Origin of the sequence: Enterococcus sp. 3C7_DIV0644, from assembly GCF_002141235.1 — a bacterium.
Taxonomy (GTDB): domain Bacteria; phylum Bacillota; class Bacilli; order Lactobacillales; family Enterococcaceae; genus Enterococcus_D; species Enterococcus_D entomosocium.
Genome location: NZ_NGLK01000001.1, coordinates 3,390,110 through 3,407,290, shown reverse-complemented (window position 1 = coordinate 3,407,290; position 17,181 = coordinate 3,390,110). Strand labels below are relative to the sequence as shown.

Annotated in this window: 13 protein-coding genes and 1 riboswitch; all 13 genes read right to left on the bottom strand. The window is 43.5% G+C overall.

Going from position 1 to position 17,181, the window contains the following annotated elements:
• Positions 1–351 precede the first annotated feature (351 nt).
• Positions 352–2,943, bottom strand: a complete 2,592-nt coding sequence (mgtA, locus tag A5877_RS16105) for a magnesium-translocating P-type ATPase (protein WP_005236382.1) — start codon at positions 2,941–2,943, stop codon at positions 352–354.
• A gap of 187 nt (positions 2,944–3,130) precedes the next feature.
• A riboswitch (M-box (ykoK) riboswitch) is annotated at positions 3,131–3,302 on the bottom strand.
• A 398-nt stretch (positions 3,303–3,700) separates the two neighbouring features.
• Positions 3,701–4,801 carry a non-hydrolyzing UDP-N-acetylglucosamine 2-epimerase gene (gene wecB / locus A5877_RS16100; protein WP_042890118.1) on the bottom strand — a complete coding sequence of 367 codons (1,101 nt, stop codon included), beginning with the start codon at positions 4,799–4,801 and terminating at the stop codon, positions 3,701–3,703.
• A 122-nt stretch (positions 4,802–4,923) separates the two neighbouring features.
• Complete coding sequence (guaC, locus tag A5877_RS16095) at positions 4,924–5,901, bottom strand: GMP reductase (protein WP_086317478.1); 978 nt, start codon at positions 5,899–5,901, stop codon at positions 4,924–4,926.
• Between the two features lie 210 nt (positions 5,902–6,111).
• Positions 6,112–7,026: an aldo/keto reductase family oxidoreductase gene (locus A5877_RS16090; RefSeq protein ID WP_086317297.1), complete on the bottom strand. Its 915-nt coding sequence runs from the start codon at positions 7,024–7,026 to the stop codon at positions 6,112–6,114.
• Between the two features lie 168 nt (positions 7,027–7,194).
• Positions 7,195–8,481 (bottom strand): phosphoribosylamine--glycine ligase, encoded by a 1,287-nt coding sequence (gene purD, locus A5877_RS16085; RefSeq protein WP_086317295.1) that lies wholly within the window; start codon positions 8,479–8,481, stop codon positions 7,195–7,197.
• Between the two features lie 16 nt (positions 8,482–8,497).
• On the bottom strand, positions 8,498–10,033 hold the full coding sequence (gene purH / locus A5877_RS16080; protein ID WP_086317293.1) for a bifunctional phosphoribosylaminoimidazolecarboxamide formyltransferase/IMP cyclohydrolase: 1,536 nt from the start codon (positions 10,031–10,033) through the stop codon (positions 8,498–8,500).
• Positions 10,026–10,610, bottom strand: coding sequence for a phosphoribosylglycinamide formyltransferase (gene purN, locus A5877_RS16075; protein ID WP_086317291.1), 585 nt, complete (start codon positions 10,608–10,610; stop codon positions 10,026–10,028). The genes purH and purN overlap by 8 nt, the downstream gene beginning before the upstream one ends.
• Positions 10,607–11,653 (bottom strand): phosphoribosylformylglycinamidine cyclo-ligase, encoded by a 1,047-nt coding sequence (gene purM / locus A5877_RS16070; protein WP_005236392.1) that lies wholly within the window; start codon positions 11,651–11,653, stop codon positions 10,607–10,609. The genes purN and purM overlap by 4 nt, the downstream gene beginning before the upstream one ends.
• Positions 11,654–11,777: 124 nt before the next feature.
• Positions 11,778–13,202: an amidophosphoribosyltransferase gene (gene purF, locus A5877_RS16065; protein ID WP_016613330.1), complete on the bottom strand. Its 1,425-nt coding sequence runs from the start codon at positions 13,200–13,202 to the stop codon at positions 11,778–11,780.
• Positions 13,187–15,415: a phosphoribosylformylglycinamidine synthase subunit PurL gene (gene purL, locus A5877_RS16060; protein WP_176273496.1), complete on the bottom strand. Its 2,229-nt coding sequence runs from the start codon at positions 15,413–15,415 to the stop codon at positions 13,187–13,189. The genes purF and purL overlap by 16 nt, the downstream gene beginning before the upstream one ends.
• Entirely contained in the window at positions 15,408–16,085 is a 678-nt protein-coding gene (purQ, locus tag A5877_RS16055) for a phosphoribosylformylglycinamidine synthase subunit PurQ (RefSeq protein ID WP_086317288.1), read from the bottom strand. Before purQ ends, purL begins: the two co-directional genes overlap by 8 nt.
• Positions 16,082–16,354 (bottom strand): phosphoribosylformylglycinamidine synthase subunit PurS, encoded by a 273-nt coding sequence (purS, locus tag A5877_RS16050; protein ID WP_005230018.1) that lies wholly within the window; start codon positions 16,352–16,354, stop codon positions 16,082–16,084. The genes purQ and purS overlap by 4 nt, the downstream gene beginning before the upstream one ends.
• Entirely contained in the window at positions 16,345–17,070 is a 726-nt protein-coding gene (gene purC, locus A5877_RS16045; RefSeq protein ID WP_086317286.1) for a phosphoribosylaminoimidazolesuccinocarboxamide synthase, read from the bottom strand. The genes purS and purC overlap by 10 nt, the downstream gene beginning before the upstream one ends.
• Positions 17,071–17,181: the final 111 nt, after the last annotated feature.

Sequence of the window (17,181 nt, the reverse complement as noted above, 5' to 3'; positions counted from 1 at the left end):
TCTTATAAATTATCATTTAACTTCGAAAATGACAAGTGAAAAGGGTATTTTTTTTAATAAAAGAATTCCCACTGTAGCAACTCTTAAGAAAACATTAGTGAAATTAATCACATTAAAGCAATCGCTTTCTTCAATTTTTTCTTTTCAGATTCTTTTTTTTATTTAAGAATAGTACAGCATCCACCATTCCGCTAAACAGATTTATCATTAACCTCCTTTTATCACTTGTGAAGGATTCGACTTGAATCAAAGCGAAATTTCTTAATATGAGAAAAAAATAATACAGAGAACGGATAAAAAGAAACAGATCGGCGATTCTCCCCCTGTTAGGAAGAACGCCGACCTGTTTTTTTAAATCCATTCTCTCGTGACATGAATGTAAATGCGTTTCGCAAACTCAACTGTTACTAAATAAGCTAGATTGATACCGACATACCATGGCCAGTAACTTGATGGCAGTGCTGCAAAATCAAAGACGGTATGCAATGGCGTCAAGATGACCAAGAAGCCAACTGCAATCGCTAGAACACTTGAAATCAAAACTGCAGGTGATGCGATACTTTTGATAAATGGTAATTTTCTCGTTCTGATCATGTGAACGACTAAGGTTTGTGTCGTCAAGCCAATCATAAACCATCCTGCTTGGAACAAGGCTTGCTCTTGGATGGTATTTGCACTAAAGACATGCCACATCATAAAGAAAGTCAAAATATCGAAGATGCTGCTGACAGGTCCAATGCCGACGGTAAACTTCAATAGTCCACCCACTTGCCATTTAACTGGTTTTTCTAACTCTTCTTTATCTACGTTGTCCCATGGGATCGTCAATTGGGCCATATCGTACACCAAGTTTTGAACCAACAGTTGAATGGACAACATTGGTAAGAAAGGTAAAAAGGCACTAGCAACTAAGATCGAGAACACATTCCCGAAATTCGAACTCAACGTCATTTTGATGTACTTCATCATATTGGTAAATACTTTGCGGCCTTCGATGACCCCTTTATCAAGGACATTCAAACTTTTTTCTAATAAAATGATCGAGCTGGCATCTTTGGTGATATCTGCTGCGGTATCAACCGAGATACCAACATCTGCTGTACGTAAAGCAGGCGCGTCGTTGATGCCATCTCCCATAAAGCCGACCGTATGGCCTGCCGCTTGAATGGTTTCAATGATTCGGGATTTTTGCATTGGATTTAATTTTGCAAACAGATTAGTTTTTGCAGCTTTCTCTGCTAACTCTTCATCTGACAGATGATCTATATCGGTTCCTAACAAGTATTCATCTGCATCAATACCAACATCTCGACAAACTTTTTGCGCAACGATCGCATTATCTCCCGTTAACACTTTGACATTGATGCCATGACCGTGTAAAGAAGCAATCGCTGTTTTTGCTGTTTCTTTTGCTGGATCTAAGAAGCCCATAAAGCCAATCATGATCATATCTTGTTCATCTTCTACAGAATAAACGGCATCTGCGTGGGCATCTCGTTTTACAGCAACAGTCAACACGCGCATTCCTTGTTTATTCAAGCGCAAATTCACTTGACGCAATTGTTTTCTCAATTGAGGAGTCAATTCCATCACTTTGCCATCAACTTCTACGTACTTGCAGACTTGTTCCATTTCCTCGGCGGCACCTTTAGTGACCATCAGTTGATGACCATCTGCATTGACAACAACCGTCAAGCGGCGACGTGAGAAGTCAAACGGAATCTCATCGATTTTTGTCACATCGTTAAATGGCGCTGCCAAGCCTTCTTCTTCATAGTAGTTTAAGACAGCAATATCCATCAGGTTTTTCCACCCTGTTTGATAGTAAGAATTTAAATACGTCATATCAAGGACTTGTTTATCTTCTACGCCAAATGGGTTTAAATGCTGTACCAGTACAACACGATCTTCGGTGATCGTACCCGTTTTATCGGTACATAGTACATCCATTGCACCTAAGTTTTGAATCGAAGGCAATTCTTTGACGATCACTTTTTCTTTTGATAAAGAGATCGCCCCTTTGGCTAAGTTACTGGTGACGATCATTGGTAGCATTTCTGGCGTCAAACCAACTGCTACTGCAATCGCGAAGAACAACGCTTCGCCCCAATCACCCTTGGTCAAACCATTGATCAATAAAACGATTGGGAAAAGAACCATGACCATTCGCAACAATAGCTTGCTAACTTTTGTTAAGCCATCTTCAAAGGTTGTTTTGCCCCGTTTCGTGGTCGCATTTTTGGCAATATCACCGAAGAAAGTACTTTGACCGGTTTTCAAAATAATGGCTTTTCCTTGACCACTTAAGACATCGGTACCCATGAAAACAAGATCTTGCATATCTAGTGCAGAAATTTGTTCATCGCTTTCTTTGATCCCAGCATCGACAAATTTTTCAACTGGCATTGATTCGCCTGTTAATGAAGATTGATTGATAAATAAATCTTTGGTCCAAATCAAGATCGCATCCGCAGGAATCATGTCGCCGGTTGCTAAGGTGACGATGTCTCCTGGAACGACTTCATCCATCGGAATTTCTCTCGTGATTCCATCTCGGGTTACGGAACAAGTATTTTCAATAAGTTCTTTTAACGCTAAGCTTGCTTTTTGGGAACGGTATTCTTGGACGAAAGTAATCATGACACTGGCTAAAATCATGATTCCCATCACGATCACTGCTTCAATATCGCCTGTTACAAAAGAAATAACCATTAATAATGCCAAAACTAACACAAAAGGATCTTTGAAAGCACCTAGGATCATCAACCAAGCAGGTGTTGGTTTTTGCGCATCCACTTTGTTTGGACCGTACTCTGCCAAACGTTCTGCAGCATCTTCTTCCGATAGCCCTTGGAAGGATGTCCGCATTTCCATCAGCAGTTCTCTTTCGGTCAATTTTGCCAGTAATTTTAGTTCTTGATCTTTCGATAGTTTTTTTAACATCTTTTTTTCCTCCTAGCACTTAGGAGTTGCTTACGCCACCCCTAGCGATTCGATAATTACTCCGCTGTTTCATCTGGGGACTGGGGTATTCCATGTGAATCTTCCTTTCTTTTTATTAGGTAAGTCACTGTGGAACATGCGTAAAAGACACAAAAAAACGCACGCTCCCAATAAGCATGCGTAAAAAACTCATGATCATTGTAGAGCTTTAGCACTATAGGGCGTAGATAGCAAATCTGCTATCAGCTACTTTGGGTTTAACCTTCACGATTAGACCTGTCCTACCAACTAAGTATCTCTCGATACTTTTGCGGCAGCAGCTTGTGTCCATATAGGAGCCTCACCTAACAATTATTTGTATAAAATGTCAGTTCGCCGGAAGTCTATCTTCCAACTACCCACATAATAACTGCTATCCTAGCCAATGTCAACCGCAACAATGGAAAATAGCACCCTTTTTTCATAGATTTTCGTTGGTTTTCAAATGAAAGGTCTTACAATAAAATAACAACGTTAAAGAACTGCTGTGATTTTATATGTGACAAAACTTCTTTTACACGAATAGATAGAGAGAAATCCTCTCAGGGCAAAACCCAGAATCCATCAAGTCACTTCGGCTATCTCATTGAAGGAGAGAATGTAATAAATTTCCAAACTCGAATAAAAAATAGACAGCCATTTAAATAAACAGCTGCCTATTTCTCTTTCATATCCGATTCTGAAAAATGATTTTTTCTATATTCTTTCGATCCAGCTCTCACGAAAAATGATCTGCTAAAATTTTCAAGATTCGCCGACTAGCTTTCCCATCGCCATAGGGATTTTCTGCATGTGCCATGGCATTGTAAGCTTCTGGATCCTCTAGTAGTCGCTTCGTTTCTTGATAAACCGCAGCTTCAGACGTACCGATCAGTTTTAACGTACCTGCAGCAATTCCTTCTGGGCGCTCTGTTGTATCTCGCAAGACCAAAACAGGAACGCCTAACGACGGTGCTTCTTCTTGGACACCACCAGAATCCGTCAAAATCAATGTGCTTTGATTGGCAACATTGTGAAAATCAATGACATCTAAAGGCTCAATCAGCGTGACATTTTCTAGTTCCCCAAGTATCTCCATAGCAATCCCTCGGACTTGAGGATTTTTATGCATAGGAAAAACCACTTTGATGGTTGGTTTCTCCTTAGCGATCTTCGCTAAAGCGCGGAAGACTTGCTTCATCGGAACACCTAAGTTCTCGCGACGGTGCATTGTCAGAAGAATCATGGTTTGATCTGCTGCAGAAAGTTCTGGATGCTGATAGTCCTCCGAGATCGTATAACGCATCGCATCAATGGCGGTATTTCCCGTTACAAAAATTGCAGCTTTATTGCGATTTTCCGCTAATAAATTTTCTTTGCTTTGGACAGTTGGCGCAAAATAAAAATCCGCTAATACATCGATCAGCTGACGATTGGCTTCCTCCGGATAAGGAGATTTTTTGTTCCATGTACGCAAACCGGCTTCCACATGCCCCACAGGAATCTGCTGATAGAAAGCTGCCGTCGCGGCTGCATAAGCTGTGGTCGTATCCCCGTGAACGAGTACGATATCAGGGGTTTCTTTTTGCAAGATAGGTTCCAGATCCAGCAAAACTTTGGTAGTGATTCCTGTCAAAGTTTGCCCTAAAGTCATAATATCCAGATCATAATCTGGTATGATTTCAAAAACCGTTAAAACTTGATCCAACATTTCTCGATGCTGCGCCGTCACCACAACGATCGATTCAAAACGCGGGTCGTTTTCCAATTCCTTTACTAGTGGCGCCATTTTGATGGCTTCCGGTCTGGTACCGAACACAGACATCACTTTGATTGTCATTTGGTCACCCGCTCCTCTACTTCTCATTGCTTCTATTATAACGAAGAAAACAGAAAAACAAAATGGTTGTTCCAACAAAAAAAAGAAACGACCGCTAAAAGGCCGTTTCTTCAGTATCCAGCTTAAATAGTATCTCCATTGAAAATCGAATTTTTCACGATTACGTAATCCACTTTACGAATCGATTCTAAATCTTTTCCACCTGCATAAGAGATCGATGACTGCAAGTCTTGCTGCATTTCAACTAACGTATCTTTTAAAGAACCTTTGTATTGAATCCAAATTTTCTTTCCTTCTACGTTTTTCTTTTCACCTTTTTGAAATTCTGATGCAGAACCAAAGTATTCTTTCATTACAACGCCATTTTCTACCTTGGTTTCTCCTGGTGATTCTTCATGCCCAGCAAACAATGAACCGATCATGACCATGGTTGCACCAAAGCGGACAGATTTAGCGATATCGCCGTGTGTCCGAATGCCACCATCTGCAATGATTGGTTTGCGAGCAGCTTTGGCACACCAGCGTAATGCTGCCAATTGCCATCCTCCAGTCCCGAAACCAGTTTTGATTTTTGTGATACAAACTTTCCCTGGTCCAATACCGACTTTTGTTGCATCGGCGCCAGCGTTTTCCAATTCACGAACTGCTTCTGGCGTTCCAACATTTCCAGCGATCACAAACGTTTCTGGTAAATGCTTCTTGATGTGTTGAATCATATTGATCACGGCGTTTGAGTGACCATGGGCAATATCGATCGTGATAAAATCAGGAACAAGCTCTTTCTCAGCTAGTTCTTCTACAAAGGCATATTCATTTTCTTTGACACCCACGCTGATTGAACTAATCAAGCCGCGGCTTTTCATTTTTTTGATGAATGGAATCCGTGCTTCTTCATCAAAGCGGTGCATAATATAAAAATAGCCATTTTCAGCTAAAAATTCTGCGATTGAATCATCAATAATTGTTTGCATATTTGCAGGAACAACAGGCATTTTAAACGAGTGTCCGCCTAATGTCACCGTGGTATCACATTCTGAACGGCTGTTCACGATACACTTGTTAGGAATCAGTTGTATATCTTCGTAATCAAAAACTTTCATGTCAAACATAAAAATATCCTCCAAATCTTACTAAGAGTGAAGCAAGCATCAAATGGCATCAGCCTATTTTTAACGCCCACAACAATTTAAACCACCTGGAAATGAAATACAAGCTTTTTAGAAATACTTTTTGAAAAAAAAGGATGAATGTTCGTCTTTTACGAACATTCATCCTTATAAGTACTGAAAAAAACGGAATTTACGTATAAATTACGGCAAGATGTTCCCTGCTGCTTTATACACCTCATACCATTCATGGCGGGTCAATACGATCGAAGATGCTTGCGCGATTTCTTCGATCCGATGTGGGGTCATCGTTCCAGCAATCACTTGCATGTTTGCAGGGTGACGTAAGATCCACGCAGAAGCAATACCTGTCGGTGTCGTTTGATACTTGTCCGCTAGTTCGGTCAATTTTTCGTTCAACTCTGGGAATTTCTCGTTACCGATAAAGACCCCTTCAAAGAAACCATACTGATACGGAGACCAAGCTTGGATCGTCATCTCATGCAAGCGAGAATATTCTAGAATTTCTCCATCATGATCGACACTACCAGCATCCGTCATGTTGACATGAATTCCTTGATCGATCATTCCCGTATGCATGATCCCGAATTGCAGCTGATTCGCTACTAAAGGTTGGGAAACATATTTTTTCAACAATTCGATTTGACCAGGTTTTTGATTGCTGACACCGAAGTATTTCACTTTACCGTCTTTTTCTAATTGGTCAAAGGCTGCTGCCACTTCTTCTGGTTCAAACAAAGTGTCAGGGCGATGCAATAATAACGCATCTAAATGATCAGTTTTCAATCGTTGCAAACTACCTTCCACAGAAGAGATAATATGCTCTTTCGAAAAATCAAACATTTCACCTGGAACGATGCCGCATTTTGATTGAATAAATAAATCTTCTCTTTTAGCTGCCGTTTTTGCTAACGCTTCTGCAAAAATCGTTTCACATTCACCGCGACCATAAATATCCGCATGGTCAAAGAAGGTAATGTCATTTTCAATCGCAGTCGTCAAGACCTTCACAGGATCTTTGGCATTGTTGATGCGCATCAAGCCTAAAATCACGCTGGATACTTCTAAATCAGTGGGACCGAATTTAATTTTTTTCACGTAAAGTTCCTCCTTATTTAAACTACATTCCTATTTTATCACAACAAGATGAAAACGCTATACAAACGTCAAAAAAACCTCCCATAAAACGAAAACCACCAGCACAACCGATTGGTTCTACTGGCAGCCCTCCTTTTTTTCAGGTTGTGTTATGCACAGAAATATTCTTTACTTCATCGCCTTTGATGAGTTGCTATATTGCAAGGCTTTATCGCCGATATCGTTTCGGTAATATAAGCCAGATAAAGACAACCTGCTGATTGCTTCATAGACGTTCTTTTGTGCAGCAGCTAAATTCTCAGCTGATGCTTCCACAAGAAAAACGCGCCCACCAGCTGCCGTCAAACCACCTTGGTCGGCAGCTTCATCCACTCCTGCATAAAAGAATTGCGTTCCTTCTCCTTCTGGGCTTGGGACAGGCATTCCTTGCTGATACTTGCCTGGATATCCTTGAGAGGCAATCACGACACCGATCGAAGCCGATTGATTCCATTGGATCGTAGGTACTTGGTCCTGTAAGAGATCATCAATGATCTGGGCTAGACTGCTTTCTAAGCGACTTAGCACGACTTGTGTTTCTGGATCGCCAAAACGCGCATTGAATTCGATGACTTTCGGTCCATCATTGGTAGCAATCAGACCTGCATAGAGAATCCCCGTAAACGGTGTATTGTTGCGAATCATCCCTTTTGCTGCAGGAAGTAAAACTTCTGCTACCGCTTGATCGACCATTTCTTGCGGAATCTGCGGTACCGGCGTATAAGCCCCCATACCTCCTGTATTCGGACCTAAATCGCCATCGAAGGCACGTTTATGGTCTTGGGCAATGACCATTGGATAGACGGCTTCGCCCTTCACAAATGCCAATAGCGAAAACTCCTCGCCAGCCAAAAACTCTTCGATCACCACTTTTGCACCACTTTCACCGAAAGCATTTTGCTCCAGCATCGCTTCGACTGCTGCGTTTGCTTCTTCAATGGTTTCCGCGACAACCACGCCTTTGCCCGCCGCTAAACCATCTGCTTTGATGACGATTGGCGCACCTTTACGTTGGATATAGGCTTTTGCCTGGGCACTATCTGTAAAGCTTTGATAGTCTGCTGTTGGAATGTGATTGGTTCGCATCAATTCTTTGGCAAACTCTTTTGATCCTTCAATCATCGCTGCTTGGCGATTGGGGCCAAAAATTTCCAAGCCCGCCCCCTGAAAATCATCTACGATGCCATTTAGCAACGGAACTTCCGGACCAACGAAGGTCCAATCAACCTCCTGCTCTTGAGCAAAAGCAATTAGACTTTCATGATCGGACTCTTCAATTGCGACTGTCTTGATCCCGTCTTTTCGCATACCGGGATTGCCCTTCGCACAAAAGACTGTTTCCACTTGAGGATCCTGCAGAAACTTTTTTGCGACGGCATGCTCTCTACCGCCACTACCAATAACAAGTATTTTCATCGTCTTCTCCTATTTCTTAGTGTTTAAAATGACGAACACCAGTAAAGACCATCGCCACACCGTATTTATCTGCCATGTCGATCGACTCTTGATCTTTGATACTGCCACCAGGTTGAATAATCGCTTTGATTCCTTGTTGCGCTGCATATTCAACACTGTCATCCATTGGGAAAAAGGCGTCGCTTGCCAGCACTGAACCAGCCAGTTTATTGTTTTCACGGGCTTGTTCGACGGCGATTTTCACCGAACCCACGCGGTTCATTTGACCAGCGCCGATCCCGACGGTTTGCTGTTGATTGGCTAAAACGATGGCATTAGATTTCACGTGTTTCACCGCTTTCCAAGCAAAAACCAAAGCTGCGCTTTCTTCTGTTGTTGGCTTTCTCTTTGTCACCACGGTCCAATCTTCTGGTGTTTCCATTTGATCATCTGGTTCTTGCACCAATAAGCCCCCAAGGACAGAGACAACTTCTGGCTGTTTGGCTGCTTTTTCGAAATCAACAACCAGCAGGCGCAGATTTTTTTTCTTCGTTAAGATTTCTAGTGCTTCTTCTTCAAATGCAGGTGCAATGATGATCTCAAGAAAAATCCGCTGCAGTTGCTCCGCAGTTGCCACTTCAACTGGACGATTCAAAACAATGATCCCGCCAAAAATCGACACTGGGTCTGCTTCGTAAGCTTCTTGGAAAGCTTCAGCAATCGTTGCTCCACTTCCGATTCCACAGGGATTCATGTGCTTTAGGGCTACCGCAGTTGGCTCTGTAAATTCTTCTGCGATCCGCAAGGCAGCGTCAGCATCTTTAATGTTGTTGTAAGACAATTCTTTGCCGTGGATTTGTTTTGCGCTGGCAATCGAATAGGGCACGGGTAATGCATCTTGATAGAAGGAAGCTTTCTGATGACTATTTTCACCATAACGCAATGTTTGTTTCAAAACATAAGTTTTCGTCAAGGTCTCTGTTTCTGTTTCAGCCACCGCTTTGGTCAAGTATTCACCAATCAAGGCATCGTAAGCGGCGGTATGGCGGAAGACTTTGGCAGCTAATTTCTTTCTTGATGCCAACGTCGTATTGCCTTCCTTCAGCTCAGCTAAAACCCAGTCGTAATCGTTGGGATCAACGACAACAGTTACTGAGGCATGATTTTTCGCCGCAGAACGTAGCATGCTTGGTCCGCCGATGTCGATATTTTCGATTGCGTCGGCTTCTGTGACGTCAAGCTTACTGATGGTTTCTTTAAATGGATAAAGATTGACGACAACAAGGTCGATCGGTAAAATGCCATGCTCAGCCATTGCCTCCATATGAGAAGGCAGATCACGCCGTCCTAACAGACCACCATGCACCCTTGGATGTAGCGTCTTGACCCTACCATCCATCATTTCAGGAAATTCTGTGACCGCTTCGATGCCGATCGGTTGAAGCCCCGCTTGTTCCAAGGCCGTTTTTGTCCCGCCAGTTGAGATAATCTCAAATCCTAAATTGGTCAATTCTTGGACAAATGGTACGACTCCTTCTTTGTCAGACACACTGATTAATGCACGTTTATTCACGATTCGATAGCCCCTTTTCCACGATTTCAGCTAAAACAGCTGGATAGATTTGATGTTCTACTTGATGAATTTTTTCTGTCACATTTGCTAATGTATCGTCGGTGTCGATCCGAACGATTTCTTGGGCAATGATTGGCCCTGTGTCAATGCCGGCATCGACATAATGAACCGTCACTCCCGTCACTTTCACGCCGTAAGCGAAGGCATCGGCGATCCCAGATTTACCTGGGAAACTCGGCAACAAGGAGGGATGGATATTGATGACTCTGCCTTCATAAGCGGATAATAGAGTGTTGCCGATGATTCGCATATACCCTGCTAAAACAATAAAATCGATGGCATGATCCTGCAATTCTTCGATCAATTTATTTTCAAAGGCTGCTTTTGATGCAAATGCCGCTGGCTCTATGACAAGCGTTTCATAGTCTCTCGCGCGGGCTTTTTCTATTACTGGCGCTGTAGGTTTATCGGAAAAGACCAACCCGATCTGCGCTCCTTTGATTTTATTTGCTTGGATCGCATCGGCGATTGCTGTAAAATTGCTGCCCGTTCCAGAAGCAAAGACGGCGATCCTCATCGGACTGCCTCTTTGAAGCAAACGGCTTCGTTGTTACGTTTGGTCACTTTACCGATCCGGTATGCTTGTTCTTCATTGGCGGATAGAAGTGCCATCACAGCCGCAACATTTTCTGGCGCAACGGCTAAGACCATACCGATACCCATATTGAAAATCTCGAACATTTCTTGATGAGGAATCGCGCCATGAGTAGCGATCATATCAAATATTGGCAACTGCGGCCAAGTGTCTAAGGCGATTTCTGCCGCCAGACCTTCAGGCAGCATCCGTGGGATATTTTCAACAAAGCCGCCACCAGTGATATGAGAAATTCCAGCTAACAATCCTTCTGTCAATAAAGGTTTCAGTGCATCAACGTAAATTCTCGTTGGCGTCAATAAACTTTCTGCAAGCGTTTGGTTACCAAGTTCCGCAAACGTTTCTGCTCCTGTATAGCCATGCTGTTCAAAAAAGATTTTTCTGACTAAAGAGTACCCATTGGAGTGAATGCCTGAAGAAGGCAAACCAATCAGCTCATCGCCTTCTTTAATGGTTTCTCCAGTGATCAAGCGACTTTTTTCGACGATCCCTACGGCGAAACCAGCAAGATCATATTCTTCTGGCTGATACATCCCCGGCATCTCAGCGGTTTCCCCACCAATCAGGGCAGCCCCCGCTTGCACACAGCCCTCTGCGACACCAGCAATGATTTGTTCGATCTTTGCCGGATCGTTTTTACCAACTGCAACATAGTCAAGGAAGTAGATAGGTTCTGCCCCTTGAGCGACGATATCATTCACGCACATCGCGACGCAATCAATGCCGATCGTTGTGTGCTGTTCTTGTTGGATCGCCAACAAAAGCTTGGTTCCTACACCATCTGTCCCAGAAACGAGTACCGGTTCTTTCAATTGGTACGATGATAAGTCAAAACAGCCACCAAAGCCCCCGATTGCCCCCATCACGCCTAGCCGTTCTGTTCGTTTCACATGCTTTTTGATCCGTTCGACTACTTCATAACCGGCTTCGACATCGACACCGGCTTTTGCATATGCATTTGCCACGTTCGTTCCTCCTCAATCATTCATCCGCTTTTCTTCATTCAGCTCATTCGTCGTTAACGCAAGTAAACCAGCGGTCCTTCACTGCTTCGTTTGAAAAACCATTTTTGCCTACTATTTATTCAGCTTATTCAGCTAAAGACGCGAGATAGTTTTCTTCATAATCATACAAAGGGGTTGGATAATCGCCATTGAAATAGGCCATACACAATCCTGAGTAAGGTGCGTCGAAATCTAAACCGATCGCTTCGATCAACCCGTCTTCACTTAAAAAGGCCAAAGAATCTGCTTCGATTTTTTCACAAATCTCAGCTTCCGTATATTTGGCTGCGATCAATTCTTTTCTCGTTTGAATGTCGATCCCGTAAAAACATGGATAGCGCAAAGGCGGCGAACCGATACGCACATGAACTTCTTTGGCACCTGCCTCTTTTAGCAGTTGCACGATACGGCGGCTGGTGGTTCCTCGGACGATCGAATCGTCGACTAGAATCACTCGTTTGCCTTCGACTACGCCACGAACAGCTGAGAGCTTCATTCGCACGCCTTGCTCTCTTAACTCCTGTGTCGGTTGAATAAACGTTCGTGCAATGTATTGATTTTTTACTAAGCCCAATTCATAAGGAATACCTGAAGCTTCTGCGTACCCGCTGGCAGCAGATAAGGATGAATTCGGTACACCAATGACCATATCCGCTTCGATCGGCGCCTCTTTTGCCAAGCGACGGCCCATATTTTTACGGGCACGATGAACATTGACGCCAGCGATGTTGGAATCAGGACGGGCAAAATAAATAAACTCCATCGAACAAATCGCCGGTTGTACTTCTTGGGTATACTGCTCGATTTGAATGCCTGCATCATCAATGATCACGACTTCGCCCGGTCGGACATCACGAATAAATTCCGCACCGATGACTTCCAACGCACAGGTTTCTGAAGCCACCACATAAGCACCATTGACCATTTTCCCGATTGACAATGGCCGAAAGCCATTGGGGTCTAGTGCTGCGATCATGGCATTTTCCGTCAGTAAAAGGTACGCAAATCCACCTTTAACTTGATTTAATGCCTCCTTGACCCGATCCATAAAAAGCGGTTCTTCGCTGCGACGGATCAAGTGCATGAGAATCTCTGTATCGGAATTCGAGTGGAAAATCGCACCAGCCTCTTCTAATGATTTCCGTAGACTTTTCGCATTCGTCAAGTTGCCGTTATGAGCTAAGCCAATCTGCTGATCAAAAAATTTGAATAAAAATGGTTGAATATTATCAACGCTACCATTACCAGCAGTTGCGTAACGAACGTGACCAATGGCAGCATCTCCTGTCAGACGCTGGAGGACACGTTCATCCGAAAACACTTCCGCTAGCAAACCTAAATCACGGTGACCATTGAGTTTTCCCGCATCATTCGTGACGATCCCAGCACCTTCTTGGCCGCGATGTTGCAAACTGTGTAGTCCGAAGTAGGTGACACGAGCGGCATCTGGATGACCCCAAACACCAAAAACCCCACATTCCTCGTTGAGGCTCTTTACTTCATTAAACATGGAATGGCTTCCTCCCATTTCAATTTCGCCTCAGTAAGGGGCATCTCGATCGTATCATCTTGTGCTTGCATGCGAATCTGGCCATCAGCAGTCACTTCCCCGATCGCTATTGCAGCAGCACCTACCAGTGCTTCAAAAGCTGCTTGCTTATCAGGTGCGACTGAAAGCACAAAACGGGATTGGGTTTCTGAAAACAATTGTGCTGCTGGCAATGACACGGTCACATTTAGACCAAAGCCCTTGTCAAAAGCGGATTCGGCTAAAGCGATCGCTAAACCACCTTCGGCACAGTCGTGGGCACTTTGAACAAGACCTGCTTGGATCGCTGCGGTAACCAAATGTTGGTTCGTTTTTTCTGTTTCAAGATCAAAGGACATTAAACGCCCAGCGATCTTTCCTGTCTGCAGTTTTTGCAATTCAGACCCATTGAAATCAGCATGGGTTTCCCCTAGGACATAGATCACATCCCCTGCTGCTTGGAAATGCTGCGTCGTGATATGCGCCAGCTCTTCGATCAATCCGACCATCCCAATTACAGGCGTTGGATAGACCGATTGTCCGTCCGTTTCGTTGTATAAGGAGACGTTCCCAGAGATTACTGGTGTCTCTAGTACACAACAAGCTTCTGAGATCCCGTCAGCAGCCGTAGATAACTCCCAGAATCCTTCTGGTTTATCTGGCGAGCCGAAGTTAAGGCAGTCAGTGATCGCCAATGGACGCCCACCGGAAGCGACGATATTTCGAGCAGCTTCTGCAACTGCGATCTGTCCGCCGACTTCAGGATCTAAGTAAAGGTAACGAGCATTACAGTCAGTCGTCATCGCCAAGGCTTTATTGGTTCCCTTGATTCGTAAAACGGCCGCATCACTGCCGGGTCCTACCACGGTATTGGTACGAACTTGCGAATCGTAGGTTTCAAAAATCGAGCGTTTCGAAGCGATCGTCGGCTGCTGCAGCAGATCCGCAAATACAGACGTTGCTGAATGAATCACTGGAACAAAGTCCGGTGTTTCCTTAAACACTTTGATCCGTGCTGGTTCTGCCATCTCTTTGTAGTAAGTCGGTGCATCTTCAGCTAACGCATCCACTGGTAAATTAGCGACTTCCTGTCCATGATGGAACAAACGATAGTTGCCATCATCCGTCACTTCACCGATCACGACTGCTTCTAGATCGTATTTCTTAAAGAGGGCTTCCACTTCAGCTTCATGCCCTTTTTTGACACAGATCAGCATCCGCTCTTGGGATTCTGACAACATCATTTCATAAGGCGTCATATTGGTTTCTCGTTGTGGAACATCATCTAACGTTAAACGCAACCCTGATCCGGCTTTTGATGCCATCTCGGCACTAGAAGAAACCAATCCAGCAGCACCCATATCTTGAATTCCGACTAAAATGTCCGAATGATCCACGATCAATTCCAAACAAGCTTCCAACAAAAGTTTTTCCATAAAAGGATCACCGACTTGTACGGCGGAACGTTGTTGTTCTTCTCCTTCGACAAATTCTTCCGATGCAAAAGTCGCCCCGTGTATCCCGTCGCGTCCTGTTTTTGCGCCGACATACATGATGGTGTTTCCAACACCTTTGGCTTGCCCTTTTTGAATATCCTTGTGAGCAATGATCCCTACACACATGGCATTGACTAATGGATTGCCTTCATAACAAGGATCAAATGCCACTTCACCACCGACGGTCGGAATCCCAATACAGTTGCCATAGCCACTGATCCCAGCAACGACTTCTTCCAAAAGATATTTCGTTCTTGGATTATCTAACTCACCAAATCGTAAGGAGTCTAAAACAGCAATCGGTCTTGCTCCCATACTGAAGATGTCGCGGATGATTCCACCAACACCAGTTGCTGCTCCTTCATAAGGTTCCACCGCAGAAGGATGATTATGGCTTTCCGCTTTAAATACGACAGCTAGATCATCGCCGATATCCACGATACCCGCACCTTCTCCCGGACCTTGCAGTACTTGCGGCCCATCTGTCGGGAATTTCCGCAAAACAGGTTTGGAATTTTTGTAAGAACAATGTTCACTCCACATCACTGAAAAGAGTCCAGTTTCGGTATAGTTTGGTAAACGTCCCAAAATATCTTCTGAGATCATCCGATATTCTTCTTGGGTCAATCCCCATTGCTCGTATAATTTCGTGTCTTTGATTTCTTGTGGTGTAGGTTCTTTTACGATCATTTTATCCATTTACCGGCACCTTCCCAAAATTTTTCAATAATGAAGCAAAAAACTTCTTGCCATCTTCTGAGCCTAATAAACTTTCCATCGCTCGTTCTGGATGAGGCATCATGCCTAGGACATTGCCTGCTTTGTTGCAGATACCAGCGATATTGTGTAGACTGCCGTTGACGTTATCTTCATAACGGAAAACGATTTGATTGTTGGCAACCAATTCCTGATAAGTCGTTTCATCACAATAATAATTGCCCTCACCATGAGCGACAGGAAGCGTAATGACTTGATCCGTTTCATATTCAGAAGTAAAAGCTGTTCGATTATTCACTTGCAGACGGACCGGCTTGCAAATAAAATGCAATGATTCATTTCTTTGTAAAACCCCTGGTAACAAGCCCGCTTCCGTTAAAATTTGAAACCCATTGCAGGTACCAAAGACAGGTTTGCCTTCATTTGCCAAACGAATGACCTCTGACATGATCGTAGAAAAACGGGCAATCGCTCCGCATCTTAAGTAATCACCATAAGAAAATCCTCCTGGAAGCAAAACACCGTCAAAACCGGCTAAGCTTTCTGCATCATGGCGCACATATTCTGCTTCTACCCCCATGATATCTTTGATTGCCCACATCAAATCAACATCACAATTTGATCCAGGAAAGACGATCACTGCAAATTTCATAGGGCTGCTTCCTCCATTTGAACTATTTCATAACGGTAGGTTTCCATATTGACGTTTGCTAAAAGTTTGTCACAGATCGCTTCAATCTCCTCTGCTACTGCTGCTTGTGTTTGATTGTTGGAAGGTGTCACTTTGATTTCAAAGTATTTCCCGATGCGAATATCACTGACATCTTGATATCCTAAGCGATGAACAGCTCCTTTGACGGCTTCTCCTTGAGGGTCCAAAACAGATTCCTTATAAGTGACGTAAACTTTGACTAAATACATGTTGAATTCTCCTTTTCTAAACGATTTAAAACTTCTTCATAAACAGGAACGATGTCCCCTAAATCACGACGATAGACATCTTTATCAAGATGTTCATTTGTACCCATATCCCATAAGCGGCAAGTATCTGGTGAGATCTCATCAGCCAGGAGCAACTCGCCCTTCTTGGTTTTGCCGATCTCGATTTTAAAATCGATCAGTTGAATCTGGATACTTGCAAAGATTTCCAGTAACGCAGCGTTGACTTGTAGTGCCAGTTTTTTGATCAGGTCCAGTTCCTCTTTTGTGGCAAGACCCAAATAGAACACATGATCGTCATTGATAAACGGATCATCTAAGCGATCCTCTTTGTAGTAAAACTCCACGATCGGCTTTGGCAGTTTGGTTCCTTCTTCGATGCCCAAGCGCTTTGAAAAACTACCAGCAGCCGTATTGCGAACAACGACTTCTAAAGGAATCATGGTGACAGCTCGAATTAATTGTTCGTGTTTAGACACTAATTGAAGAAAGTGACTTGGGACATTTTTATCAGCTAAACGCTGAAAAAGATGCGCAGTGATCTGATTGTTTAGGGCACCCTTCCCTGCGACTGCATCTTTCTTTAAACCGTTCAGCGCAGTTGCTTGGTCCAGATAAAGGACTCTCAACACATCTTCTTCGTTGGTTTTAAACAATTTCTTGGCTTTTCCTTCATAAAGAAGCACTTCTAATTCCATAATCCACCTCAGTTAAGTATTATTTTTCACATAGCGATGACACACATCTTTATTTGTTTATTATTCTAACAACGCTGAAAAAGCGGGTCAACGATTATCTGTACATTTACA

Bases quoted from the DNA above. Each gene is read 5' to 3' on its own strand.
- purF (WP_016613330.1), bottom strand. From the start codon at position 13,202: ATGTTTAATGAAGTAAAGAGCCTCAACGAGGAATGTGGGGTTTTTGGT.
- wecB (WP_042890118.1), bottom strand. From the start codon at position 4,801: ATGACAATCAAAGTGATGTCTGTGTTCGGTACCAGACCGGAAGCCATC.
- purD (WP_086317295.1), bottom strand. From the start codon at position 8,481: ATGAAAATACTTGTTATTGGTAGTGGCGGTAGAGAGCATGCCGTCGCA.
- purC (WP_086317286.1), bottom strand. From the start codon at position 17,070: ATGGAATTAGAAGTGCTTCTTTATGAAGGAAAAGCCAAGAAATTGTTT.
- guaC (WP_086317478.1), bottom strand. From the start codon at position 5,901: ATGAAAGTTTTTGATTACGAAGATATACAACTGATTCCTAACAAGTGT.
- purL (WP_176273496.1), bottom strand. From the start codon at position 15,415: ATGGATAAAATGATCGTAAAAGAACCTACACCACAAGAAATCAAAGAC.
- mgtA (WP_005236382.1), bottom strand. From the start codon at position 2,943: ATGTTAAAAAAACTATCGAAAGATCAAGAACTAAAATTACTGGCAAAA.
- purS (WP_005230018.1), bottom strand. From the start codon at position 16,354: ATGTATTTAGTCAAAGTTTACGTCACTTATAAGGAATCTGTTTTGGAC.
- purN (WP_086317291.1), bottom strand. From the start codon at position 10,610: ATGAGGATCGCCGTCTTTGCTTCTGGAACGGGCAGCAATTTTACAGCA.
- purQ (WP_086317288.1), bottom strand. From the start codon at position 16,085: ATGAAATTTGCAGTGATCGTCTTTCCTGGATCAAATTGTGATGTTGAT.